The sequence below is a fragment of the Streptomyces sp. NPDC021080 genome (assembly GCF_044333225.1).
In the GTDB taxonomy this organism is placed as follows: Bacteria; Actinomycetota; Actinomycetes; order Streptomycetales; family Streptomycetaceae; genus Streptomyces.
In genome coordinates this window covers 652,708-675,044 of record NZ_JBIRQM010000003.1, presented here as the reverse complement: position 1 = coordinate 675,044, position 22,337 = coordinate 652,708, and the positions used below count along the sequence as shown (strand labels likewise).

Sequence of the window (22,337 nt, the reverse complement as noted above, 5' to 3'; positions counted from 1 at the left end):
CTGCCTGCTCTACGGGGGCGGACGCGTGCCGTGTAACTTCTGCGCATGCCAAGATACGCGGACCCCGGTGCGGTCCAGTGGGTGCATTCGGGCGGCGGGCCGCTCATAGCGATTCCGGAGACGGTGCTCCCGTTCTGGTCGGGGTTCGAAGGCGACGACATCTCCTGCGACTACGACCGGGCCTGTGAGGTCGAGGGGTTCATCGGCCTCGTGCCCGTGGGCGACACCAGGGCCCTGGTCCTCGCCGACGAACCCGCCTCGACCACCTACCTCCCCGAGCACGGAACCTTCGTACGCTGGCACGCCGCCAGGTCCGAGAAGGAGATGCTCGCCGCCGTCCCGGCGGCGCTGGAGCAGGCCGAGTGGGATCCGGAGGAAGAGGCGGAGTGGACGGTGCCCGGCCCCGTCGTCCTCTTCGAGGCCGTCTGGCCGGGCACCTTCTCCGAGGGCACGGACCGCCTGAGGGTGGTGCTCGAACCGGGCCGGTACGGGGTCCGCGCGGCTTTCGTCCATCCGGGACCCGGGACGTGGATGGTACTCGTACAACTGCGTCGGCTGACGCCCTGACGCCCTGACGCCTGACGCCTGGCGTCCTGGCACCTGGACTCCGGGCGCCAGGGCAACGGGGCGTCCTGGCGCCGAGGCACTCCGGGTGACATCGCGCGGCGGCCGGGAGCGGCCGACCGCCGCGCGGGGCCGTCAGAGCCGGGAGAGCTCGTCCACCAGGTCGTCCAGGCCCAGGGAGCCCTGGGACAGGGCGGCCATGTGCCAGGCCTTGGCGTCGAAGGCGTCACCGCGGCGCTTCTTCGCGTTCTCACGGCCCAGCAGCCAGGCGCGCTCGCCGAGTTTGTAGCCGATGGCCTGGCCGGGCATCGTGAGGTAGCGGGTCAGCTCGCTCTCCACGAAGTCGGCCGGCCGGCTGCTGTGCGCGCCGAAGAACTCCTGCGCCAGTTCCGGGGTCCACCGCTCGCCCGGGTGGAAGGGGGAGTCGGCGGGGATCTCCAGCTCCAGGTGCATGCCGATGTCGACGATGACCCGGGCGGCCCGCATCATCTGCGCGTCGAGATAGCCGAGCCGCTGCTCGGCGTCGGTGAGGAAGCCGAGCTCGTCCATCAGCCGTTCCGCGTACAGGGCCCAGCCCTCGCAGTTGGCGCTGACCATGCCGACGGTCGCCTGGTAGCGGGACAGGTCGTCGACGACGTACGCCCACTGCGCGAGCTGGAGGTGATGACCGGGCACCCCCTCGTGGTACCAGGTCGAGACGAGGTCGTAGACGGGGAAGCGGGTCTGCCCCATCGTGGGCAGCCAGGTGCGGCCCGGCCGGGAGAAGTCCTGCGACGGGGCGGTGTAGTAGGGGGCCGCCGCGCCGCCGGGCGGGGCGATGCGGGACTCCACCCTCCGTACCGGCTCGGCGAGTTCGAAGTGCGTGCCGTCCAGGGCCGCGATCGCCTCGTCCATCAGCCCCTGGAGCCACTGCTGGACCTCGTCGACGCCCTCGATGTGCCGGCCGTGCTCGTCGAGGTGCGCGAGGGCCACCCAGGGGGTCGCCGCGCCGGGCAGGATCTTCTCGGCCTCGGTCCGCATCTCGGCCAGGAGACGGTGGTACTCGGCCCAGCCGTAGGCGTACGCCTCGTCGAGGTCGAGATCCGTACCGTTGAAATAGCGCGCCAGCCGGGCGTACCGCTCGTGGCCCACGGTGTCCGGTGCGCCCTCGATCGTGGGCGCGTACACATCACGCATCCAGTCCCGCAGGGCGATGACCGCCTCCGTCGCGGTATGCGCCGCCGCGTCCAGTTCCTCGCGCGCGGTGTCGGGCGCCGCCGAGACGAAGTCCTCGAACCAGCCGAGCCCCGCTCCGTCCGTGTCCGACCACTCCGTGAGCTGTTCGACGAACGTCGCGGTCGGGCGCGGCCCGGCGTACAGCTTGCGGTCGAGTCCGAGCGCGAGGGACTCCCGGTAGCCCGCGAGCGCGGCCGGCACCGCGCGCAGCCGCTCCGCGACCGTGGCCCAGTCCTCGTCGGTCTCCGTCGGCGTCAGGGTGAAGATCTCCCGGACCGAGTGCACCGGTGTGTGCAGATTGCCGACCGCCCGCAGGCCCTCGCCGGCCTCGTGGACCGCGAGCGCGGCGGTGAGCCGCTCACGCAGCAGCCGGGCACAACGGCGCTCGATGTCACGTTCCGCGCCCGGCCGCCGTTCCGCCTCGTCCAGCCGCGCGAGGGTCACCCGTCCCAGTTCGGCGACGGCCTCCTGGCCCGCGGGCGAGTTGTCGGGAAGCCTGCCGTGGCTCTCCCTCACACCGAGGTAGGTACCGAGGACCGGGTCGAGGGCGATGAGCTCGTCGACGTAGGTGTCGGCGACCTCGCGGGGCAGCGGGTTCTTCGTCTCTGGCATGCGCACATCCTCATACGGGCACGGGTGCCCCGTCAGCCCGCGCACCCGGGCTTTTCACCGCATCAGCCGGATTTGGCCGGGGACGATGTGCCCGGCGCGGCGGGCGGCAGCAACGGACCGCAGTCCCACTGCTGGAATATCAGCCGCGTCTCGACCCGTGCCACCTCACGCTGCGAGGTGAACTCGTCGAGCACCAGCCGCTGCAGATCCGCCATGTCCGCGACCGCGACATGCACGAGGTAGTCGTCGGGACCGGTCAGATGGAAGACGGTCCGCGACTCCGGCAGCAGCCGGATCCGGTCGACGAAGGGCCCCACCAGTTCCCGCCGGTGCGGCCGCACCTGTACGGACAGCAGCGCCTCCAGACCCCGTCCGAGTTTCGCCGGGTCCAGCCGCAGCTGATGGCCGAGAATCACTCCCGCCCGCCGCAGCCGGGTCACCCGGTCGAGACAGGTCGACGGCGCGACCCCGACCTGCGCCGCGAGATCGCGGTAGGTCGTCCGTGCGTCGTTCTGCAACAGCCGCAACAGATGAAGATCCACCGGATCGAGTACGACAGAATCGGCCATGGCGCGAACGTAACACGGGATGTGGCGCCGGAAGCCCGCCCGGTGTTCAGGCTTCGGCGCATGGACTCCGTTGTGTACGACATGCAGGGCGCGCGGGACGCGCAGGACGACCGGTGCGGAAACGTCCAGGTCATCGCGGCTCCGGCCAGGGCGCTGGCCACCGAAGCCGTGCACGCCGGCCGGGAGGATCTGGCGGCTCTCGGGCTGCACGCGGCCCCGATCGACCTGTCCACCACCTACCCCTCGTACGACAGCCGCGGTGAGGCGGCCCGGATCGACGCCTTCGCGGCCGACGGTGCCGAACCCGAGGGCCCGCCCGTCTACGCCCGCCTCGGCAATCCGACCGTCGCCCGCTTCGAGACCGCCCTCGCGCGCCTCGAGGGCACCGAGAGCGCCGTCGCCTTCGCGAGCGGCATGGCGGCGCTGAGCGCCGTCCTCCTCGTACGCAACGCGATGGGCCTGCGCCATGTCGTCGCGGTGCGTCCGCTGTACGGCTGCAGCGACCACCTCCTGACCGCCGGGCTGCTCGGCTCCGAGGTCACCTGGGTCGACCCGGCCGGGATCGCCGACGCGCTGCGGCCCGACACGGGTCTCGTGATGGTCGAGTCCCCGGCCAACCCGACGCTCGCCGAACTCGACCTCCGGGCCGTGGCGCACGCCTGCGGGTCCGTCCCGCTCCTCGCCGACAACACCTTCGCCACCCCCGTGCTCCAGCGCCCGGCCGAACAGGGTGCGCGCCTGGTCCTGCACAGTGCCACCAAGTACCTGGGCGGACACGGGGACGTGATGGCGGGGGTGGTCGCCTGCGACGAGGAGTTCGCCCGCAAGCTGCGCCAGGTGCGGTTCGCGACGGGAGGCGTCCTGCATCCGCTGGCCGGCTACCTGCTGCTGCGCGGTCTGTCGACCCTGCCCGTCCGGGTCAGGGCCGCCTCCTCGAACGCGGCGGAACTCGCCCGCAGGCTCGCCGCCGATCCGCGCGTCGCCCGCGTCCACTACCCGCGTATCGGCGGCGCCATGATCGCCTTCGAGGTGCACGGCGACCCGCACGACGTCATCGCCGGAGTCCGGCTGGTCACCCCCGCCGTGAGCCTCGGCAGTGTCGACAGCCTCATCCAGCACCCGGCCTCCATAAGCCACCGCATCGTCCCCACGGCGGACCGCCACGACGCGGGCGTCAGCGACCGGCTGCTGCGCCTGTCGGTGGGCCTGGAGGACGTGGACGACCTGTGGTCCGACCTGGACGCGGCACTGGGGTCCAGCGGCGGGGCGTGAGGCTCGGGGGAACGGGGGGAGGGAGCGCCCCCGGCACTTGGGGTGGTGCCGGGGACGCTCCCTGATCCCGAGGGGGGCGGGTGGCGCCGGAGTCGTTCGGCGTATCGGTATCGGCCGTTTCGGCGGTATCGGAGGTGACCGATGGTGCCGGGGTTCTCGGTTGCCGGAGTCCGAAGGGGTGGGGCACGGCCGGGATTGTCCGGCTAGGGCCTAGCCGTCCCGGAGCCCGGGCTCATTCCCTTCACGGTGCCGTGTCGGCCGTGACCGTGACCGTGGTGCTGGGCGTACGGCGCCGGTGATGCCGCCGGTGCCGTTTCCAGGCGGGCGGTGATGACCAGCGTGCCCTCCTCGATCTGGTAGTCGAGCGGGAGGCCGAGGCCGCGCATCGCGGCGACCATGCCGGTGTTCGACGCCTGCGTGACGGCGTACACGCTCTCGCAGCCGGCCTCGACGGCCATCGCCACCAGACGGCCGAGCAGTTCGACGCCGATGCCACGCCGCTGCCATTCGTCCTCGACGAGCAGCGCGACCTCGGTCTCGTCGCCGTCCCAGAGGAGATGACCGAGCCCGACGATCCTGCCGGACGCCGTACGGACGGCGAGGGTGCGTCCGAAACTGGGACTGAGCAGGTGGTTGAGGTACCGGTCCGCGTCTCCGACGGGGCCGTGGTACCGCATGCTCAGCGTGCGCGGCGAGCAGCGCTCGTGCATCGCCTTGGCGGCCTCGAGGTCGGAGACGTCGGCCCGCTGCACGGTGATCGCGTTGCCCTCGGGGAGCGTCAGCACGTCCTGCCCGCGCGGAACGCGCGGACCGAGCCGCGCGTCCAGTTCGACCAGCGCCCGCGCCCGGGCGAACTCGGTCGGCGTGAACGGCAGGTACGGCCGCTCCACCGTGATCACTCCGCCTTCCGGCGCGCGCAGCCGCATCACCGTGTCCTCGAGCGCTCCTTCCACGGGAGCCCCCTCCGTCGCCCGGCCGGAGACGGGAGACGTGCCGGGCAGCGAACGGATCGTGCACCGGCCGAGCAACTGCCTCAGCGCGAGCGGCAGTTCGGAGGCATCGAGGGCCGTACGGGTGGCCAGGCCGAGTACCCGGGTCGGCGCGTCCACCAGATCATGGGCATCGGCCCGCTCGATCCAGGTCTCGGCGCCGCCGGCCTGCGCCACACTGCGGGTGATCTCGGAGGTGGCCAGCTCGGCCGGTGCGCGCAGCAGGAACTCGTCGACCGTTCCGTCCGCCAGCGGGTGCGTCTGGAGGCTCAGGATGTCGACCTGGTGCCGGGCGAGCGCGGTGCACAGCGCGGCGAGCGAGCCCGGCGCGTCCTTGACCGTCGTACGCATCCGCAGCAGCACGGTCGCCTCCGCGGCGATCAGCGGGGCGGAGGCCGCCACCTCCGCTCCGGGAAGTGCGCCCGTTCGCCCGTCCGAGGGCGGCCGGGCGCCGGTATCGCTCGTCGGCGGCGCGTGACCGTGGCGTCGTGCCCACCATGTGTGGAATCCGGCCGTGGCGGCGAGGAGCACCGCCGAGATCGCCAGCAGCGCGGGACCGTCGGGCCCGTGCCCGATCAGATTGGCCACACCGTCCGCGACCGCCACGGCCGTGAACAGTGCGGCGAGCTCGACGACGTCCCGTCGCCAGTGGTGAACGGGCCGTCCGTGCTTCGCACGCGTCACATCAGACATGTCTGGAGTCATACAGCCACTGTGAAGGAATGGTGTTGCGTGATCACGAACGCTTTGTGACTGATCGGTTAAGTGTCATTCTGTCCTTTTTATAGTTCTTTTTACGGGTCTTTTGCCTCGGACGCGAGAGCCCGCTGCCCACCTGGTCAGAGCCGCGGGCCCGCTGCGCCCCGCGTGAGGCCGGATTCCGACCGTGCCCGCGCTCGGGAGGAGGGCCCGGTGCGCGCGGCACGGCTGCCCGGCACCCCTACTGCCCCACGCACCCCGGCTGGAGAACCTGCGTGAAGAGCACGGTTCCGTCCTGTTCGCGCAGCCGCACCGTCAGCTCGCCGCTGTCACCGTCGATGTCGACCTCGCCGAAGAACTGGTACCCGCCGGCGGGCGAGACGTTCGAGGCGACGGGCGCCTTCACGAACACCCGCTCCGGACCGAAGGTGTCGTCCAGCGCGTTCGCCGGGAAGGCCCCGGCGTTCAGCGGACCCGAGACGAACTCCCAGAACGGCTCGAAGTCGGTGAAGGCGGCGCGCGACGGCTGGTAGTGCTGCGCCGAGGTGTGGTGCACGTCGGCGGTGAGCCACACGGTGCCCGTGATCCGCCGGTGCTTGACGAACCGCAGCAGCTCCGCCAGCTGCAGCTCGCGTCCCAGCGGCAGACCGGGGTCGCCCTGCGCCACGGCCTCGAAGTTCGGCTGTCCCTCGGTCGTGTCCGGCACGACGAGCCCGAGCGGCATGTCCGCGGCGATCACCTTCCACACCGCCCGCGAGCGCGCCAGTTCGCGCTTCAGCCACTCCAGCTGCCCGGCACCGAGGATGCCCTGAGGATCCGTGGTCTGCTTGTCCGGGGAGTTGGCGTCACGGTAGGTGCGCATGTCGAGGACGAACAGGTCCAGGAGCGGACCGTGACGCAGGACCCGGTGCACGCGTCCGTCCTTGTCGCCGGGCCGCAGGGTCGACACGGGGAAGTACTCGCCGAACGCGCGCCGGGCCCGTGCCGCCAGGACGTCGACGCTCTTCTCCGTGTAGCGCGTGTCCGTGGTGGCGACCACCTCGCCGGGGTACCAGTTGTTGCGCACCTCGTGGTCGTCCCACTGGATGACGGAGGGCACCTGGGCGTTGAACCTCTTGAGGTTCTCGTCGAGCAGGTTGTAGCGGAAATTGCCGCGGAACTCCGCCAGCGACTCGGCGACCTTGGACTTCTCCTCGGTCGTGACGTTCCGCCAGGTGCTGCCGTCGGGGAGCGCCGCCGTCGCGGCGATCGGGCCGTCCGCGTAGATGTTGTCGCCGCTGCACAGGAAGAAGTCGGGGTCGAGCCGGGCCATCGCGTCGTAGATGCGGTAGCCGCCGATGTCCGGGTTGATGCCCCAGCCCTGTCCGGCCAGGTCGCCCGACCACAGGAAGCGCACACCGCCCCGCCGCCCCCGCGGAACCGTACGGAAGGTGCCGCTCACCGGCTCGCCGGTGCGCCGGGGGTCGTCGGGGTCGGCGAGCAGGACGCGGTAGTGGATCTGTTCGCCGGACGGCAGCCCGCGCAGCCGGGTCGTCCCCGTGAAGTCCGTGTCCGCGCCCAGCAGCGGACCGTGCCATCTGCGCGGGTCGCGGAACGAGGCGGTCGCCGAGGTCTCGACGATCATCCGTGCGGGCCGGTCGGAGCGGACCCACACCAGACCGGAGTCGGCGGTCACGTCACCGGTCTGGACACCCCAGCCCGCCTTCGGCCGGCCGGACAGGGCGAGGGCCGGCGCCGCGCCGAGGGCGGTGGGCAGGGCCAGAGCCGCCGACGCGGCCAGAGAGCCGCGCAGCACGCTGCGGCGACCGGGGAACGAGCTGAACGGACGGTGCGACATGGATACGCCTCCGGATACGGATTCGGCCGGTGTGCAGAGCCACACCTACTGGTGCGCCGCAGCGCGCGGGCGAACCAGGGGTGAACAACCGGCTGTCACCGCAACGGCACCCGCCCCCGACCTCGGCGCGGGAGTCTCAGGACGTCGAGGACCGGTCATCGAAGCCCTGGTCACGCACGGCCTCCGCCATCAGCCGCACGCCGTCCCGTATCCGCACCGGCGGCAGATGGGCGTACCCCAGCACGAGCCGTACGTCGTCCACGGGTCGTGCGCCGTCCACGGCCGTCGCTCCGTAGTGCGCCGAGGGCCGGACCACGACCCCGGCCGCCGCGGCCCGGGCGAGGAAACGGTCCTGGGGCCCGTACCGGCCGGGCAGCGCGGCGACCGCGTGCAGACCGGCCGCGATCCCGGACACCTCGGTGCCCGGGAAATGCTCGTCCAGCGCCGCGACCAGGACGTCACGCCGTTCCCGGTAGGCGCGCTGGCAGCGGCGCAACTGACGGTCGTAGTCGCCGCGTTCCACGAAACGGGCCAGGAGCGCCTGGTCGAGGGCAGGGTTGCCGAGGTCCATGGTGCGTTTGCGCTCGACGACCTCCTCGAAGTGGGACGCGGGAACGAGGAGCCAGCCGAGCCGAAGTCCCGGAGCGAGCGATTTGCTGACCGAGCCCGTGTACGCGACCTGCTCGGGATCGAGCCCCTGGAGGGCGCCCACCGGGGCACGGTCGTAGCGGAAATCGCCGTCGTAGTCGTCCTCGATCACCAGCCCGTCCACGGACCGGGCCCAGCCGAGGAGTTCGGCGCGGCGCCGCGCCGAGTACGCGATTCCCGTGGGGAACTGGTGGGCGGGCGTCGTCACCACGGCTCGTACACCGGAGGCCTCGAGCGGAGCGACGGCCAGGCCCTCGTCGTCGAGCGGCAGCGGTACGGTGGCGACCCCGGCCGAGGCGAACAGCGCGCCGAGCTCCGGACTGCCCGGATCCTCCACACCCACGCCGGGTGTCCCGCGCGCGTGGAGCACGAATCCGAGCAGCGTCATCGCCTGGGCCACCCCGGAGACGACGATGACCCGCTCCGGGTCCGCGACCACGCCCCGGCGGCGCACGAGCAGTTCGGCGAGCGCGGTCCGCAGCCTCGGCAGCCCCCGCGGATCCGGATAGCCCAGTGCCTGGTGGGGCAGCTCTGCCAGCACCGCGCGGTGCGCCGCGGTCCACGCGGAGCGCGGAAAGAGGGACAGGTCCGGGGTTCCCGGGACGAAGTCGGCGCGTACCCCGGCGGGCCGCGGTGCGCGGTCACGCGCGCGTGGACCGACCGCGCGGACCGCGCCGCCGACCCAGGTACCGGCACCCCGGTCACTGCGCAGGTACCCCTCCGCCGTCAACTGCCCGTACGCCTCCGTGACCAGCCCCCGCGACACACCGAGGTCGGCTGCCAGCTCACGGCTGGACGGCAGCCGGGTGCCGGGAGCGAGCCGCCCGGAACGGACCGCCTCGCGCAGCGCGGCCTGCAGCGTGCGTCCACGCGCGCGTGGCGGCGCCGACGCGGCCGGCAGGAGCAGCTCCCACGCGGCCGACGAGGGTGCCGGTCCTGCCGGAGCGGGCCCCGGCGGCCCTCCTCGATTGGTCCCCGATGACGTCATGGAAGTGGACCTTAAACCGGGCCACGTCCGTTCATAGCGTGGGAGCCATGAACGCCACCACCACCCGGGGCGCGCTGCTCGCCGCCCTCGCCTGTGTCCTCGTCGGAGGTTCCTTCACCGCCAACAGCGTCATGGGCCACTACCCGTACGCCGGCGGCCAGTTCCTGCGCTACGCCCTCGCCTGTGTCCTTCTGCTGCCTCTCGTCGGCCGGGGCGCCGCCGCCCCGCTGCGGCGGCTCACGGTCCGCGAGTGGGGGCGCCTCGCGCTGATCGCGGCCGTCGGCATGGTCGGCTTCAACCTCGCGGTGCTCGCCGCCGAGCGCACGGCCGAACCGGCGGTCCCCGGCGTCTTCGTGGGCTGCGCCCCGGTCGTCGTGGCGGTGCTCGTACCGCTCCAGGAGGGCCGTCGGCCGCGACGCCGGGTCCTGTACGGGGCGTCGCTCGTCGCTCTCGGCGCCCTCGCCGTCCAGGGATGGGGCCGCACGGACGCGGCCGGGATCGCGTACTCCCTGGGCGCGCTGGCCGGGGAAGCGGGCTTCGCCGTCCTGGCCGTGCCGGTGCTGCGCCCGCTCGGGCCGCGGCTGCTGTCGGCCACCGTGTGCGGTGTCGCCGCGGCCGAGTCGGCGGCGGCCGGGATGATCGGCGGCCGCGGAGCGTGGCTGCGGATGCCGGACGCCACCGAGGCGACCGCGCTGCTGTGGCAGGCGGCGGTCGTCACGGTGATCGGCTTCGTCTGCTGGTACATGGGCGTGCAGCGCATCGGCGCGGAGCGCGCCACCCTCTTCTCCGGCCTCGTCCCGGTCTCCGCCGCCTGCACCGCACCGCTCGTCGGTACGGGTGCCTACGGGCTCGCGCAGGCTGCGGGAAGCGCCCTCGTGTGCGCCGGAGTCGCCCTCGGATCGGGTGCGTTGAGCCTCTTGCCGGGACGCGGCCCGCGAGCCACGTCCCGGGACGGCTCAGCGGCTGCCGTCGAGGATGACGCGGGCGACGAGCGCCGGGTCGTCGTTCATCGGGACGTGGCCGCAGCCGGGCAGCCGCACCAGCCGCGCCCGCGGAATGATCTGCTTGGCCCGGACACCCTGGCGGCGCATCAGCAGCCGGTCGCGGGTGCCCCAGGCCACGGTGACGGGGAGCGCCGGGACGTCGTCCGTGAACTGGACGTTCGTACCCGCCCGGAGGGTCTCGGCAAAGCCCTCGGCGTGGGCCAGCGCCAGGGTCTCGGCGACGACGGCGTCGGGTGAACGGCGGCCGGGCCGGGCGTAGATGGTGCTGGTCAGCACCGTGCGCCCGGCCACCGAACGGGAGAGCCGCTCGATGACCGGGAGCGGCATGCGCCGGGCCGTCCGGCGCATGGCGATGAGCAGGCCGAAGGCGTAGCGCCGTTCCACCGGTGACCAGAAGCCGGCGGGCGAGAGCGCGGTGACGGACCGTACGAGTTTCTCGCGCCCCAGCTCCAGAGCCAGCAGTCCGCCGAGCGAGTTGCCGGCGACGTGCGGCCGTTCGATCCCCAGCGCCTCGCACAGCGCCCCGAGCAGGGGCACCACCGTCGGCAGGTCGTGGGTGAGCCCTTCGGGCAGCGCCGGGGACGCGCCGAAGCCGGGGAGGTCGACGGCGATCACGTCGCGTTCGGCCGCCAGGATGGGGATGACCGGGTCCCAGGCCTGACGGTGGTGACCGATCCCGTGCAGCAGGAGCAGCGGTTCACCGGTGCCCACCCGCGCGTAGGACACGGTGACCGGCTTCGGGCCGCGCGGTGAGGGGAGACTGACGGTGACCGTGTCGGACATGGGACTGCTCCTCGTCTGAACGCCGTGACGAACCATCTTGTAGACAGCTTGTCAGCAAGTGCTACCGACGGGTAGCCCCGAGTCGCCACGAACCGTACGTCAGGCGCCGCTCGGTCGCCATCGCCCTCCCGCACCCGGTCCCACGGGCGTCCTGGCGCGCGGCTCCCGCACCAGGACCCCCGGCCCGTGTCGACGCGCTGCTCCCGCACCAGGACCCTGCGGCCCGCGCTAATGCGCCCTGCGCACCTCCACGTTGAAGTCCGCGTGCCCGATGCCCCGCATGAGGTTCAGCCACAGCGGCAGGTACATCTCCGCGGACCGCGCGGTCCGGATGCCCCCGAGGTCGAACACGCGGTCCGCGGGCCAGCCGAACTCGCCCAGCAGCGCCGTCACCTGCTCCTTGGCGCTCTCGTCGTCACCGGAGACGAAGATCTGGTGCTCGCCCGGCACCCGCGAAGGATCCACCATCACCTGGCTGTTGACGGTGTTGAGACTCTTCACCACGCGGGCTCCCGGGAACGCCCGCTGGATCTGCTCGCCCACGCTGTCCGACTCGACGGGAGACAGCCGCAGCTCGCCGTCCTCGAACGCCATGGGGTTGGAGACGTCCAACAGCACCTTGCCGTCCAGGTTTTCCTCCCCGGCCGACCGCAGCACGGCGAGCGCGATCCGCCCGCCCACCGCGTTCACGACCACGTCGCCGAACGCCGCGGCGTCCTCGAAGGTGCCGTGCTGTGCCGCGGGACCCGCGCCGCCCGCCCACTCGACGGCCGCCGCGTTGTCCTTCGTACGCGAACCCAGGCACACCTCGTGCCCCAGTCCGACCAGCTTGCCGGCAAGCGCGCGCCCCACGTCGCCCGTGCCCAGAACCCCGTACCGCATCGTCGTTCCTCCCGTTGTCGGGACCGTCGGCCACCGTCGGCCCGCGGTCATTGTGCGCCGGGTCCGGCCGTTTCGCCTGGACACCGGGGAATGTGTCGGGTGGGATGGTGCGGTGGCGATCGACACGGCGACCGATGTCTTCGAGGAACACCGTCCCGTACTGATGGGTGTGGCGTACCGCATGCTCGCCCGCGTGGCCGACGCGGAGGACGTCGTCCAGGAAGCGTGGCTGCGCTGGTCCACGGAAGACCGGTCGGAGGTGCGTGAACCGCGCGGGTACCTGGTCCGTGTCACGACCCGGCTCGCCATCGACCGGCTGCGCCAGGTCCGGTCGCGCCGTGAGACCTATGTCGGACCGTGGCTCCCGGAGCCGTACCCCACCGACTTCGGCGACACCGTCGCCGACAGCGCCGAACGGGCGGTCCTCGCCGACACCGTCTCCCTCGCGGTCCTCGTCGTCCTGGAGTCCCTGTCACCGCTGGAACGCGCGGTGTTTGTCCTGAGGGAGGCGTTCGGCTATCCGTACGCCGACATCGCGGCGGTCCTCGACAAGGGCGAGCCCGCGGTGCGCCAACTCGCCGGGCGGGCCCGCAGGCACGTCGAGGAACGGCGGCCGCGCTACGAGGTGGACCCGGCCGAACGCCGTGACCTCACCGAGCGGTTCCTCGCCGCGGCGGACGAGGGGGATCTGGAGGGGCTCATGTCCCTGCTGGCACCACAGGCCCGGCTCATCGGCGACAGCGGCGGCCTGGCCCAGGCACCGCTGCGGATCCTCGACACCCCGGAGAAGGTCGGCCGCTTCGTCATCGGCGTCGCCAGGAAGGGCGTGCCCGGTCTGTCGTTGCGCTTCCTGGAGGTCAACGGCGGTCTCGCGGTGCTCGCGCTGTCCGAGGGCAAGCCGGACAGCATCATCCAACTGGACGTCGCGGACGGCCGTATCCAGTGCGTCTACATCGTGCGCAACCCGGAGAAGCTGACGACGATCCCCGCCGAATAGCCACGGTCGAACGCCTCCCGAAGAGGCGGCGCAGGACAGCGAGAGCCCCCGTTCTTGTACGGGGGCTTTCGGCGTTGTGTCACGGACGTCGCCCGGCGAGAACACCCCGTGAACGCTCCCCGGCGGAGCGCCCGCGCAATCCGTAAGGGTTCGAGGATTGGTCTTGACCAAGGGTGGGGGCAGGCCTATCGTCGCAGGGATAGTGCAGGAACCTTTAATAAACAAGGGCGTTAAAACGCCGCCGGGCCACGGCGATTGCGGAGGACAGGGTGGGGACCACGCAGTTGGAATCGGTGCCGGAACCGAAGTACTGGCACCTCAGGACCGTGCTCAGCGAAGCGCTGGACTCCGAGTTCACCGTGGGCGAGATCCTGCCCAACGAACGTGACCTGGCGGCCCGCTTCGGTGTCGCCCGGGCGACTCTGCGCCAGGCGCTCGAGCAGCTCGAACTGGAAGGCCGCCTGCAGCGCCGACGCGGTGTGGGCACCACCGTGGCACCCCCGCGCGTGGGTGTGGCCGTCGGAACCGAGCAGCACGTGTGGCCGGGGGCGGCCGGTGACGCCTGGCACGCCGCGGACTGCACCGTGACGGCGCCGCCCGCGCCGGTGGCCGGCATCCTGGAGACCGCCGACGGCGAGCCGGTGCACACCGTGCGCCGGTCCCTGGTGACGCACGGTCAGCCCGCCGCCGCCGAGCTTCTGTACATCCCGGCGTCCTCGGTTCCGGACCTGTCGGCGATCGACGCGCCTTCGGGCGCGGCACGCGCGCGTGCCGTGCTGCGGGAGCTCCAGCGCCTGGAACTGGAAGGCCAGGACCGCGCCGTCGAACTGGGCTCGGCCCGTGCGGACGACGCCAAGGAGCTCGACCGCCTTCCCGGAGCGCCCGTTCTCGTCGTCACGACCCGGTTCTTCACCGAGGGGCGCACCGCGGCGGTGTCCGTGGCCACGTACCGTGCCGACACCTGCCGGCTCACGTTCGGTGATTCCGGCGGCGTGGAGATCCACCACGACCCGGAGCGCCGCGCCTCCTGAGCCGTCCGGCTCCGGACGCCGCGCCCGTCGAGCACGATCCGGAACCACACCCGTCGCACCCCGGAACACTTCAGGGCGCGACGGGTTTCGTGGCTGTGGCTGTGGCTGTGGCTGTGGCTGTGACCGGGGTCGGGGTCGGGGTCGGGATCGGCCCGTGACCGGGGTCGGGGCAGTGGCCGACGCCGTCGTCTCGCTCGCGCTTCAGCGGCGCGCGGTCACGGTTCCTTCCACCGCGAACAGCTCCTCCTCCACATGGTCGAGGGCCAGCCGCAGCGCACCGGTCGCCACGGCCGCCTCGCCCAGCATCGAGAGGGCCACCCTGGGCGGACGCAGGCAGTAGCGCGCCAACTCCCTGCGCAGTGGCTCCAGTACGCCGTCCAGACCGGCCGCCCAGCCGCCGATGACGACCAGTTCCGGGTCGAGGGCGAGGACCAGGGCGGCCACGTCGTGCACCAGTCGCTGGATGAAGCGGTCGACCGCCGCGCGCGCCCGCTGGTCGCCGTCCTTGGCCAGCGCGAACACCTTCGCGACCGCCTGCTCGTCGAGCGGGTGCAACGGTTCGTCCGTCGTCGACAGCAGCGTCTCGGGGGTGACGTCACGGCCCAGCAGATGCAGCGCGCCGATCTCGCCGGCCGCCCCGCCGAACCCCCGGTGCAGCCGTCCGCCGATCAGGGAGCCGGCGCCCGGACTCAGTCCCGCCAGGACGAACACGACGTCGTCGGACTCGGTCGCCGCCCCCTTCCAGTGCTCCGCGACGGCCGCCGCGTTGGCGTCGTTCTCCACGAGCACCGGGCACTTGAAGGAACGGCTCAGCCGCTCGCCCAGCGGCAGGCCCGTCCACTCCGGCAGCGCCGTGCCCAGGCGTACGGTGCCGTCCGCCTCCACGATCCCGGGGCTTCCCACGCCCACCGCGCGCAGCGAGCTGCGGGCGACGCCCGCCCGGCGCAGCAGCTCGGCGACCGCCACCCGCAGCCGCTCCAGCCGCTCGTCGGCGGACGCCGTCTCCTCCACGTCCTTGGCCATCGCGCCCATCACGCGCCCGTCCAGGTCCGCGAGCAGCGCCGCGACGCGGTGCGGGCCGATCTCCAGGCCCAGCAGATGCCCCGCCTCGGCCCGGAACCGGAACCTGCGCGCCGGACGCCCCTGGCGCCGCGTGGCGCCCTCCTCGGCCGCCTTCTCGACGACGAGCCCGTTCTCGATCAGCCCCTCGACGACTCCCTCGACCGTCGGCCGTGACAATCCGGTCACCCGGGTGATCTCGGTGAGGGTCGCGCAGTCCGTGGCACGCAAGGCGTGCAGGACCACCGCGGAATTGATCCGTCGCAGCAGAGAGGGATCCCCGCCGGTCAACTGCCCCAACGTCCGTCCTCCCAGCTTGTACGCGTGTTGGCCGGATCGTACTCGTCGCGGGGGACCCCGGCGAGAGCCGGGGACCCTTTCCCGTCCGCGGGCCGCCGTCAGCCCGGAGCCACGAACCCGGACTCGTAGGCCGCGATGACCGCCTGAGTACGGTCCCGGGCCCCCAGCTTCGCCAGTACGGAGCTGACGTGCGACTTGACCGTCTCCGTGCCGACGACCAGCCGCGCGGCGATCTCGGCGTTGGACATCCCCCGGGCCATCAGCCGCAGCACGTCCGCCTCGCGCTCGGTCAGTGCGGCCCTCTCCATGACGGCCCGCGCCGCCGGACTGCCCCCGCCGTCCCCGTACTCGGCCGCCAACTGCCGTACGGACGCGGGGAACAGCAGGGACTCGCCCTCGGCCACGAGCCGGACCGCATGCACGATCTCGGCCGGCCGCGCGCGCTTCAGGAGGAAGCCGTCGGCACCCGCGCGCAGCGCCTCGTAGACGTATTCGTCGTTCTCGAACGTCGTCACCACGAGGATCTTGGGCGGGTCGGCGACCGTCCGCAGCACCGCGCGGGTGGCCTCGATGCCGTCCATCAGGGGCATCCGGACATCCATGGCGACCACGTCCGGACGCAGCTGCCGGACCAGCGGGATCACGGCGGCGCCGTCGGCGGCCTCACCGACGACCTCGATGTCGGGCTGCGCCTCCAGAACGGCGCGCAGTCCCGCGCGTACGAGGGGTTCGTCGTCGACGAGCAGAACGGTGACCGGCATCCGGCCAGCGTAGATCAGTGCGACGGAAGCTCGGCGTGCACCTGCCAGTCACCCTCGTGCGGGCCTGTCCGGGCGCTGCCGCCGAGCAGCGCGGCCCGCTCCCGTATGCCGCGCAGACCGCTGCCCCGCCCGGAACCGGCTCTGCCGTCCGGCAGCGGATTGCGGACCTCCAGGGAGAGCGTGCCGTCCCTGACCTCGATCCGGACCCGCACCGGGACGCTCCCGGCGTGCCGCAGCACATTGGTGAGCGCCTCCTGGAGGATGCGGTAGCCCTCTCTGGACACCGGACCGGCCACCGTCTCCAGCGGGCCCGAGACCTCGGCGTCCACCTTGGCCCCGGAGGTGCGCGCCGACTCCAGCAGCCGGTCGGCGTCCGCCAGCGTGGGGCGGCTGCTCACGGGGCGTTCCGCCTCGCGCAGCACGCCCAGCACCCGCTCCAGATCCTCCAGGGCGGCCCTTCCGGTGTCCTCTATGGCGGCCAGGGCGCGCTCGGTGAACTCCGGGTCGCCGGCCGCGCGCGCGGCGCCGGCCTGCACCACCGCGACGGTGAGCGCGTGGCCGATGGAGTCGTGGAGCTCACGGGCGATGCGGTTGCGCTCCAGGAGCTGCTCGGTGCGCTCCTCGAGCGCCGCGAGCCGCTCGGCGGGGGAGGGGCCGAGGAGGTGCCGCGCGAGCGCCGTGACCAGCTCGCCGAGGCCGACCACCGCGCCGTACAGGACGAGCAGGGGCAGCGGGATCAGCAGGGCGCAGCTCCAGTGCGGGTCCAGGAGCATCACCACGGGATCGTCGGTGGGCCGGTAGCCGGTGGCCGCCCTGCCGAGATCGACGGCGAACACGGGCAGCCAGACGCTGGCACCGCAGGTCACCCAGCCCAGCAACAGGCGCGCTTCGAGCCAGAGCACCGTCCGCCACCGGTCCCGCCATCCGGCCGAAGGAGTGACCGAGAACACCGTGTCCTTGCCGTCCCGATCGCCCGGCGCCAGCATGAACCGCGCCTGCACCCCCTCGCCCCGCCGCACCGCCGGGATCAGCCCGAACGGAATCAGCAGGATCGCGGGCACCCACGGCTTCGAGGAGTCGATGAACAGCCACACGCTGACGAACAGCATCGGCACCCACAGGTGCAGCAAACGCGTGTACGTCGTCCCCCACAGCAGCGGGCGCAGAAATCGGGCCATTGCGCCATCCTGCCAGCGGGCACCGACAACGGACCTCCCCCGGGCGGGGGAGACGATCTCCACCCGCGGGGGAGGTGGTCACGGGTCTCCGGCGGTCAGGCTGTGCCCATGACCAGCATCGACGTCCAAGACCTGACCAAGGAGTACGGCACCCGGCGCGCCGTGGACCACCTGACCTTCAGCGTCCTCCCGGGCCGCGTCACCGGATTCCTCGGCCCCAACGGCGCCGGAAAGTCCACCACCATGCGGCTCGTGCTGGGCCTGGACCGGCCCACCTCCGGCACCGCCACCGTCGGGGGCCGCGCGTACGCCACCATCGACGAACCGCTGCGGAAGGTGGGCGCCCTCCTCGACGCGGGCGCCGCGCACGGCTCGCGGACCGCCCGGGACCATCTGAGGGCGCTCGCCGCCACCAACCGGATCCCCGAACGCCGGGTCGACGAGGTGCTGGAGGAGACGGGACTTGCCGCGGTCGCCCGGCGCCGGGTGAAGACGTACTCCCTGGGCATGCGTCAGCGGCTGGGCATCGCGGCCGCCCTCCTCGGCGACCCGCCCGTGGTGCTCCTGGACGAACCGTCGAACGGGCTGGACCCCGAAGGGATCATCTGGATCCGGGAGCTGTTGCGCCGGCTGGCCCGGGAGGGGCGCACCGTCCTCGTCTCCAGCCACCTCATGAACGAGACCGCCTCCTTCGCCGACCAGCTCGTCGTCCTCGGCCGTGGTCGGCTTCTGGCCGACATGCCGATGCGCGAGTTCATCGACGCACGTGTGCAGCCCCGCGTCCGGGTGCGCAGCACGGACAGCCGCGCCCTGGGCGGCCTGTTCGCGGAACACGGCATCGAGGCCGTGGAGGGCGAGGAGGGCCGCTGGACCGCGTTCGACGCGCAACTGGAGGACATCGGCCGCCTCACCTCGGCCGCCGGCCTCTCCATCCTCGAACTTGCCGCGGAAGAGGGCACGTTGGAGCAGGCCTATCTGGATCTGACGGCCGACGAGACCGAGTTCGCCGCCCCGACGCAGCCTCAGGAGGCCTGACGATGTCCTTCGCACCCGCACTCCGCGCGGAACTGATCAAGATCCGGACGTTGCGCCCGCTCCTCTGGGGCCTGCTGGGGGTTCTCGCGGCCACGGTCGTCTTCTCCGCGCTCGCCGGGCTCGACGACTCCGCCGATCCGGACTTCGACCCGCTCTTCTCGGCGCTCTTCGGTGTCACTTTCGGCCAGATCGCGGCCATCACCTTCGGAGCCCAGGCGGTCTCGGCCGAGTACCAGGGCGGCGCGCTGCGCGTCTCGCTGGCGGCGGTTCCCGACCGGGGGCGCTGGTTCCTGGCCAAGACGGTGGCGATCGGCGTACCGGCCCTGGGGATCGGCCTGGTCACCGGCGTGGCCGGTCTGGTCGTGGGGACGTCCGTGCTCGGCTCCCGGGCGGACGCCCTGACCTGGACGGAGGAACTGCGGGGCGTGGCCGGCTGTGCGGTCTACCTGTCCCTGATGGCCCTGTTCGCGGCGGGTCTGACGGCCGTCCTGCGCAGCGGGGTCGCGACGCTGAGCATCCTGATCCCGTTCCTCCTGATCGTGTCCTTCGTCGTCGGGAACGCGTCCGGGAGCGTGGCGGACTTCCTGCCGGACAAGGCCGGGCAGACGGTCCTGCACGAGACGTGGGACGGTGCCCTGGGACCCTGGAGCGGGCTCGCCGTGACGGCGCTGTGGACCGCCGCGGCGCTGGGCGCGGGCGCGTGGTGCGTCCGGCGCAGGGACGCGTGACCGCACCGGCTCCGTGACGCCTCACCGGTTGTCGGTGGCGGCGGCTTCACCGGACGTCATGACCGTCGCTGAGCGGCTCGCCACGATCGGCCGGCTGTGCGCCGAGGAGTTCCCCACGGGGCACAGCGGGTCGGCCGCCGGGTCGCCCTCGGCATCTCCCGACTCGGCGAGGACCAGGAGTTCAGGCTGCCGTCGGTGATCACGGGAGTGGATCCGCCGTGTTCACGGAGACCGGTCGTGAACACGGAGACCGGTCCGCCGTGTTCACGGAGACAGAGCCGCCGTGACCACGGGACAGGGCCGTACCGGGGTCTGATCACCGGTCGAGGCGAGCGCATACCTCGCCGACCAGCTTGTCGGCGTCGTCGAGCGCGGCGGCGAGGGTCTCCGGTGCGGTGTCGAGCGCGGCGAACAGTCCGTGGGCCCGTCCGGCGAACCCGGCCGGGGCGCTGGCGAGTTCTCCCGCGGCCCGGACCGCCCCCTTCTCGTTGAGCACCCAACGCCGGGCATGGGCATGAAGGGCGTGCGCGAGAAGCCCGACCGCGCGGAAGAGGCAGCCGGCGACGTAGAAGACATCTCCGCGGGCAGCCCCCTTGCGGGCGCCGGCCAGGATGAACGGTGCCTCCCACCGCGCGTTGTCCATGAGCGCCTCACGCAGCGGCTCGGGGTAGTGGCGCGTCCGCTCCCGCAGCTCCCGAAGCTCACCGCCGGGGTCGGCCAGGACGTGTCCGACGGCCAGTTCGCCGACGTAGGCGTGGGAGTACACGCCCAGGGGATGGCCGGGCTGAACACCGATCTCGAACCGCCCGGCGAGGCACTGCCGCCAGACGCGGTGCACCCGGTCCAGGTCGCGGTAGATCCAGTCGACGCGGTGACCGTCGACGGTGAGCCAGCCGCCGCCGTCCACCCACGGCCCCCAGCCGCCCGGCTCGGTCACCTCGACGGGGCCACCGGTCAGCTGCGCGGCGAGCAGGCGCAGAGCGGCGGTGTCCAGCGGCTGCCGGTAGTACAGGCCCAGATCGAAGTCGGAATCGGGACGGTGCGTGCCACTGGCACGGCTGCCTCCCAGACACACACCGACGATGCCGCCCACCTCGGTCAGCCGATCCGCGATCTCCACAAGACGCTCCATACCCCGGAGTCTGCCGAGCCGCATCCACGCCCGCGACCGAATTGCCTGCCGCCGGAGAACGACCGTTTCACCCTCACCAGGAGTCAGGAGTCAGGAGTCAGGAGCCCGTACGTGCCCGGGAGGGCCGTCGGACCGGGAGGGCCACCGGGGCGGGAAGTCCCGCTGCGGCGGGAAGAGCCCTGGGCAGGGAAGAGCGGCCGGGTCGGGAAGAGCCACCGGGCCGGGAGGGCTGTCAGGCGGAGAGGGGCGCCTGGGCCGGAGGGCCGCCGGGGCGCGAAAGGGCGTCGCGCGGAGAAGCGTCGCCCGGCCGGGAGAGGCCGTCGGCCCGAGGGGAGGTCTCATGGTGGAGCCCGGCACCGGACCGGCTCGGCGCAGCCGGAAAAGCCGAGAGGCCGACCGCGAGGGATCCGGCACGAGCCGGTCGCGGGCGGCCTCCAGGTCCGCTGGGGCGAGCTGGGTCAGAGGATCGCGCCGGGCGTGTAGCCCGCGGCCTCCGGGTGCTGCTTCACGATCTCCTCGACACGGCCGACGACGACGGCCACCTGATCGGCCGCGGCTCCCGTGAAGGACAGCTTGTCGGCCATCAGCTCGTCGAGCTGCGCGCGGTCCAGCGGGATCCGCTCGTCCGCGGCGAGCTTGTCGAGCAGCTCGTTGCGCTCGGCGCCCTGCTCGCGCATGGCGAGGGCCGAGGCGACGGCGTTCTCCTTGATCGCCTCGTGGGCGACCTCACGGCCGACACCGGCGCGCACCGCGCCCATCAGGACCTTGGTCGTCGCGAGGAACGGCAGGTAGCGGTCCAGCTCGCGGGCGACGACGGCCGGGAAGGCGCCGAACTCGTCGAGGACGGTCAGGAAGGTCTCCAGCAGACCGTCCAGCGCGAAGAAGGCGTCCGGCAGCGCGACCCGGCGCACCACCGAGCACGACACGTCGCCCTCGTTCCACTGGTCGCCGGCCAGCTCGCCGGTCATCGACGCGTAGCCGCGCAGGATGACCATCAGGCCGTTGACACGCTCGCAGGAGCGGGTGTTCATCTTGTGCGGCATCGCGGAGGAGCCGACCTGGCCGGGCTTGAAGCCCTCGGTGACCAGCTCGTGCCCGGCCATGAGCCGGATCGTCTTGGCCGTCGAGGACGGGGCGGCCGCCAGCTGCACCAGCGCGGTCACGACGTCGTAGTCCAGGGAGCGCGGGTAGACCTGGCCGACGGAGGTGAAGGCCTGCGAGAAGCCGAGGTGCCCGGCGATGCGCTGCTCCAGGTCCGCGAGCTTGGCCGCGTCGCCGCCCAGCAGGTCGAGCATGTCCTGGGCCGTGCCGACCGGGCCCTTGATGCCGCGCAGCGGGTAGCGGCCGAGCAGCTCCTCGAGGCGGCCGTACGCGACGAGCATCTCGTCCGCGGCGGTCGCGAAGCGCTTGCCCAGAGTGGTGGCCTGTGCGGCCACGTTGTGGGAGCGGCCGGCCATGACCAGCTCGGCGTACTCGCCGGCGAGCTTGGCCAGCCGGGCCAGGACCGCCACCGTACGGTCGCGCATCAGCTCCAGCGAGAGCCGGATCTGCAGCTGCTCGACGTTCTCGGTGAGGTCACGGGACGTCATGCCCTTGTGCACGTGCTCGTGGCCGGCGAGGTCGTTGAACTCCTCGATCCGCGCCTTCACGTCGTGCCGGGTCACCTTCTCGCGCTCGGCGATGGAGGCGAGGTCGACCTGGTCGAGGACGCGCTCGTAGTCCGCGATGGCGGCGTCCGGCACCTCGATCCCGAGGTCCTTCTGGGCCCGCAGCACGGCGAGCCAGAGCTGACGCTCCAGCTTGACCTTCTGCTCGGGGGACCAGAGCGTGGCGAGCTCGGCGGAGGCGTAGCGTCCGGCGAGAACGTTGGGGATACGGGGCTTTGCAGGCGCGGCAGTCACGTGTACGGAGCATACCGGCTGTCCGGCGAGGGTTCTGTTATGTCCGCCGCGTCCCGGATGCGCAGGTCAGGGCGGAGCGGCACCCCCCGGCGGACCGGGGCGTGCGTGAGAGGTGCGGGGACGGGGCGCAGGTGTCACGCTCGGCGCGCACCA

Annotated in this window: 18 protein-coding genes and 1 pseudogene; 7 read left to right on the top strand and 12 right to left on the bottom strand. The window is 72.5% G+C overall.

Annotated features, from left to right (window positions below; genetic code table 11):
- The first annotated feature begins 45 nt into the window (after positions 1 to 45).
- Entirely contained in the window at positions 46 to 567 is a 522-nt protein-coding gene (locus ACH4S8_RS10315; RefSeq protein WP_398392266.1) for an immunity 21 family protein, read from the top strand.
- A gap of 132 nt (positions 568 to 699) precedes the next feature.
- Here ACH4S8_RS10315 and ACH4S8_RS10310 read toward each other — a convergent pair whose 3' ends face one another.
- Positions 700 to 2,391 carry a DUF885 domain-containing protein gene (locus ACH4S8_RS10310; RefSeq protein WP_398392265.1) on the bottom strand — a complete coding sequence of 564 codons (1,692 nt, stop codon included), beginning with the start codon at positions 2,389 to 2,391 and terminating at the stop codon, positions 700 to 702.
- 62 nt (positions 2,392 to 2,453) lie between these two features.
- Entirely contained in the window at positions 2,454 to 2,960 is a 507-nt protein-coding gene (locus ACH4S8_RS10305; protein ID WP_151470566.1) for an Lrp/AsnC family transcriptional regulator, read from the bottom strand.
- An 81-nt stretch (positions 2,961 to 3,041) separates the two neighbouring features.
- Here ACH4S8_RS10305 and ACH4S8_RS10300 point away from each other — a divergent pair, with 81 nt between their 5' ends.
- The gene (locus tag ACH4S8_RS10300; RefSeq protein WP_398392373.1) at positions 3,042 to 4,232 is read left to right on the top strand and encodes a trans-sulfuration enzyme family protein; all 1,191 of its coding nucleotides are present in this window, start codon (positions 3,042 to 3,044) and stop codon (positions 4,230 to 4,232) included.
- Positions 4,233 to 4,435: 203 nt separating this feature from the next.
- Here ACH4S8_RS10300 and ACH4S8_RS10295 read toward each other — a convergent pair whose 3' ends face one another.
- From ACH4S8_RS10295 to ACH4S8_RS10285, 3 genes are all read right to left on the bottom strand, one after another.
- Positions 4,436 to 5,914: a GNAT family N-acetyltransferase gene (locus ACH4S8_RS10295; protein WP_398392264.1), complete on the bottom strand. Its 1,479-nt coding sequence runs from the start codon at positions 5,912 to 5,914 to the stop codon at positions 4,436 to 4,438.
- A gap of 247 nt (positions 5,915 to 6,161) precedes the next feature.
- Complete coding sequence (locus ACH4S8_RS10290; protein WP_398392263.1) at positions 6,162 to 7,757, bottom strand: alkaline phosphatase D family protein; 1,596 nt, start codon at positions 7,755 to 7,757, stop codon at positions 6,162 to 6,164.
- 136 nt (positions 7,758 to 7,893) lie between these two features.
- A complete protein-coding gene (locus tag ACH4S8_RS10285; protein ID WP_398392262.1) occupies positions 7,894 to 9,393 on the bottom strand; it encodes a PLP-dependent aminotransferase family protein in 1,500 nt (499 codons plus the stop codon).
- Here ACH4S8_RS10285 and ACH4S8_RS10280 point away from each other — a divergent pair.
- Positions 9,384 to 10,229 (top strand): annotated as a pseudogene (locus tag ACH4S8_RS10280) (DMT family transporter); the annotation flags it as partial. The gene ACH4S8_RS10285 and the pseudogene ACH4S8_RS10280 overlap by 10 nt on opposite strands.
- Positions 10,230 to 10,349: 120 nt before the next feature.
- Here ACH4S8_RS10280 and ACH4S8_RS10275 read toward each other — a convergent pair.
- A complete protein-coding gene (locus ACH4S8_RS10275) occupies positions 10,350 to 11,180 on the bottom strand; it encodes an alpha/beta fold hydrolase (RefSeq protein WP_398392261.1) in 831 nt (276 codons plus the stop codon).
- Positions 11,181 to 11,408: 228 nt separating this feature from the next.
- Entirely contained in the window at positions 11,409 to 12,062 is a 654-nt protein-coding gene (locus tag ACH4S8_RS10270) for an NADPH-dependent F420 reductase (protein ID WP_398392260.1), read from the bottom strand.
- A 112-nt stretch (positions 12,063 to 12,174) separates the two neighbouring features.
- On the opposite strand from ACH4S8_RS10270, the gene ACH4S8_RS10265 reads away from it, so the two are divergent.
- Both ACH4S8_RS10265 and ACH4S8_RS10260 read left to right on the top strand, forming a co-directional pair.
- On the top strand, positions 12,175 to 13,059 hold the full coding sequence (locus tag ACH4S8_RS10265) for an RNA polymerase sigma-70 factor (RefSeq protein ID WP_398392259.1): 885 nt from the start codon (positions 12,175 to 12,177) through the stop codon (positions 13,057 to 13,059).
- Between the two features lie 269 nt (positions 13,060 to 13,328).
- Positions 13,329 to 14,090, top strand: a complete 762-nt coding sequence (locus ACH4S8_RS10260) for a GntR family transcriptional regulator (protein WP_398392258.1) — start codon at positions 13,329 to 13,331, stop codon at positions 14,088 to 14,090.
- A gap of 201 nt (positions 14,091 to 14,291) precedes the next feature.
- On the opposite strand, the gene ACH4S8_RS10255 is transcribed toward ACH4S8_RS10260, so the two are convergent.
- The 3 genes from ACH4S8_RS10255 to ACH4S8_RS10245 form a co-directional block, all read right to left on the bottom strand.
- The gene (locus ACH4S8_RS10255; RefSeq protein ID WP_398392257.1) at positions 14,292 to 15,449 is read right to left on the bottom strand and encodes an ROK family transcriptional regulator; all 1,158 of its coding nucleotides are present in this window, start codon (positions 15,447 to 15,449) and stop codon (positions 14,292 to 14,294) included.
- A 98-nt stretch (positions 15,450 to 15,547) separates the two neighbouring features.
- Positions 15,548 to 16,210, bottom strand: a complete 663-nt coding sequence (locus tag ACH4S8_RS10250; protein ID WP_398392256.1) for a response regulator — start codon at positions 16,208 to 16,210, stop codon at positions 15,548 to 15,550.
- Between the two features lie 14 nt (positions 16,211 to 16,224).
- A complete protein-coding gene (locus tag ACH4S8_RS10245; protein ID WP_398392255.1) occupies positions 16,225 to 17,388 on the bottom strand; it encodes a sensor histidine kinase in 1,164 nt (387 codons plus the stop codon).
- Positions 17,389 to 17,496: 108 nt separating this feature from the next.
- Between ACH4S8_RS10245 and ACH4S8_RS10240 the strand changes: the two genes are divergently transcribed.
- The gene (locus ACH4S8_RS10240) at positions 17,497 to 18,423 is read left to right on the top strand and encodes an ABC transporter ATP-binding protein (RefSeq protein WP_398392254.1); all 927 of its coding nucleotides are present in this window, start codon (positions 17,497 to 17,499) and stop codon (positions 18,421 to 18,423) included.
- 2 nt (positions 18,424 to 18,425) lie between these two features.
- Positions 18,426 to 19,151 (top strand): ABC transporter permease subunit, encoded by a 726-nt coding sequence (locus tag ACH4S8_RS10235; RefSeq protein WP_398392253.1) that lies wholly within the window; start codon positions 18,426 to 18,428, stop codon positions 19,149 to 19,151.
- A 316-nt stretch (positions 19,152 to 19,467) separates the two neighbouring features.
- Here ACH4S8_RS10235 and ACH4S8_RS10230 read toward each other — a convergent pair whose 3' ends face one another.
- Entirely contained in the window at positions 19,468 to 20,283 is an 816-nt protein-coding gene (locus ACH4S8_RS10230) for a nucleotidyltransferase domain-containing protein (protein WP_398392252.1), read from the bottom strand.
- Between the two features lie 458 nt (positions 20,284 to 20,741).
- Positions 20,742 to 22,184: an adenylosuccinate lyase gene (gene purB / locus ACH4S8_RS10225; RefSeq protein WP_398392251.1), complete on the bottom strand. Its 1,443-nt coding sequence runs from the start codon at positions 22,182 to 22,184 to the stop codon at positions 20,742 to 20,744.
- Between the last annotated feature and the right edge of the window lie 153 nt (positions 22,185 to 22,337).

What these genes read in the sequence shown, in the direction of transcription:
- ACH4S8_RS10315 (WP_398392266.1), top strand. Translation starts at nt 46, where the DNA reads ATGCCAAGATACGCGGACCCCGGTGCGGTCCAGTGGGTGCATTCGGGC.
- ACH4S8_RS10310 (WP_398392265.1), bottom strand. Translation starts at nt 2,391, where the DNA reads ATGCCAGAGACGAAGAACCCGCTGCCCCGCGAGGTCGCCGACACCTAC.
- ACH4S8_RS10305 (WP_151470566.1), bottom strand. Translation starts at nt 2,960, where the DNA reads ATGGCCGATTCTGTCGTACTCGATCCGGTGGATCTTCATCTGTTGCGG.
- ACH4S8_RS10300 (WP_398392373.1), top strand. Translation starts at nt 3,042, where the DNA reads ATGCAGGGCGCGCGGGACGCGCAGGACGACCGGTGCGGAAACGTCCAG.
- ACH4S8_RS10295 (WP_398392264.1), bottom strand. Translation starts at nt 5,914, where the DNA reads ATGTCTGATGTGACGCGTGCGAAGCACGGACGGCCCGTTCACCACTGG.
- ACH4S8_RS10290 (WP_398392263.1), bottom strand. Translation starts at nt 7,757, where the DNA reads ATGTCGCACCGTCCGTTCAGCTCGTTCCCCGGTCGCCGCAGCGTGCTG.
- ACH4S8_RS10285 (WP_398392262.1), bottom strand. Translation starts at nt 9,393, where the DNA reads ATGACGTCATCGGGGACCAATCGAGGAGGGCCGCCGGGGCCCGCTCCG.
- ACH4S8_RS10275 (WP_398392261.1), bottom strand. Translation starts at nt 11,180, where the DNA reads ATGTCCGACACGGTCACCGTCAGTCTCCCCTCACCGCGCGGCCCGAAG.
- ACH4S8_RS10270 (WP_398392260.1), bottom strand. Translation starts at nt 12,062, where the DNA reads ATGCGGTACGGGGTTCTGGGCACGGGCGACGTGGGGCGCGCGCTTGCC.
- ACH4S8_RS10250 (WP_398392256.1), bottom strand. Translation starts at nt 16,210, where the DNA reads ATGCCGGTCACCGTTCTGCTCGTCGACGACGAACCCCTCGTACGCGCG.
- ACH4S8_RS10245 (WP_398392255.1), bottom strand. Translation starts at nt 17,388, where the DNA reads ATGGCCCGATTTCTGCGCCCGCTGCTGTGGGGGACGACGTACACGCGT.
- ACH4S8_RS10240 (WP_398392254.1), top strand. Translation starts at nt 17,497, where the DNA reads ATGACCAGCATCGACGTCCAAGACCTGACCAAGGAGTACGGCACCCGG.
- ACH4S8_RS10235 (WP_398392253.1), top strand. Translation starts at nt 18,426, where the DNA reads ATGTCCTTCGCACCCGCACTCCGCGCGGAACTGATCAAGATCCGGACG.
- ACH4S8_RS10230 (WP_398392252.1), bottom strand. Translation starts at nt 20,283, where the DNA reads ATGGAGCGTCTTGTGGAGATCGCGGATCGGCTGACCGAGGTGGGCGGC.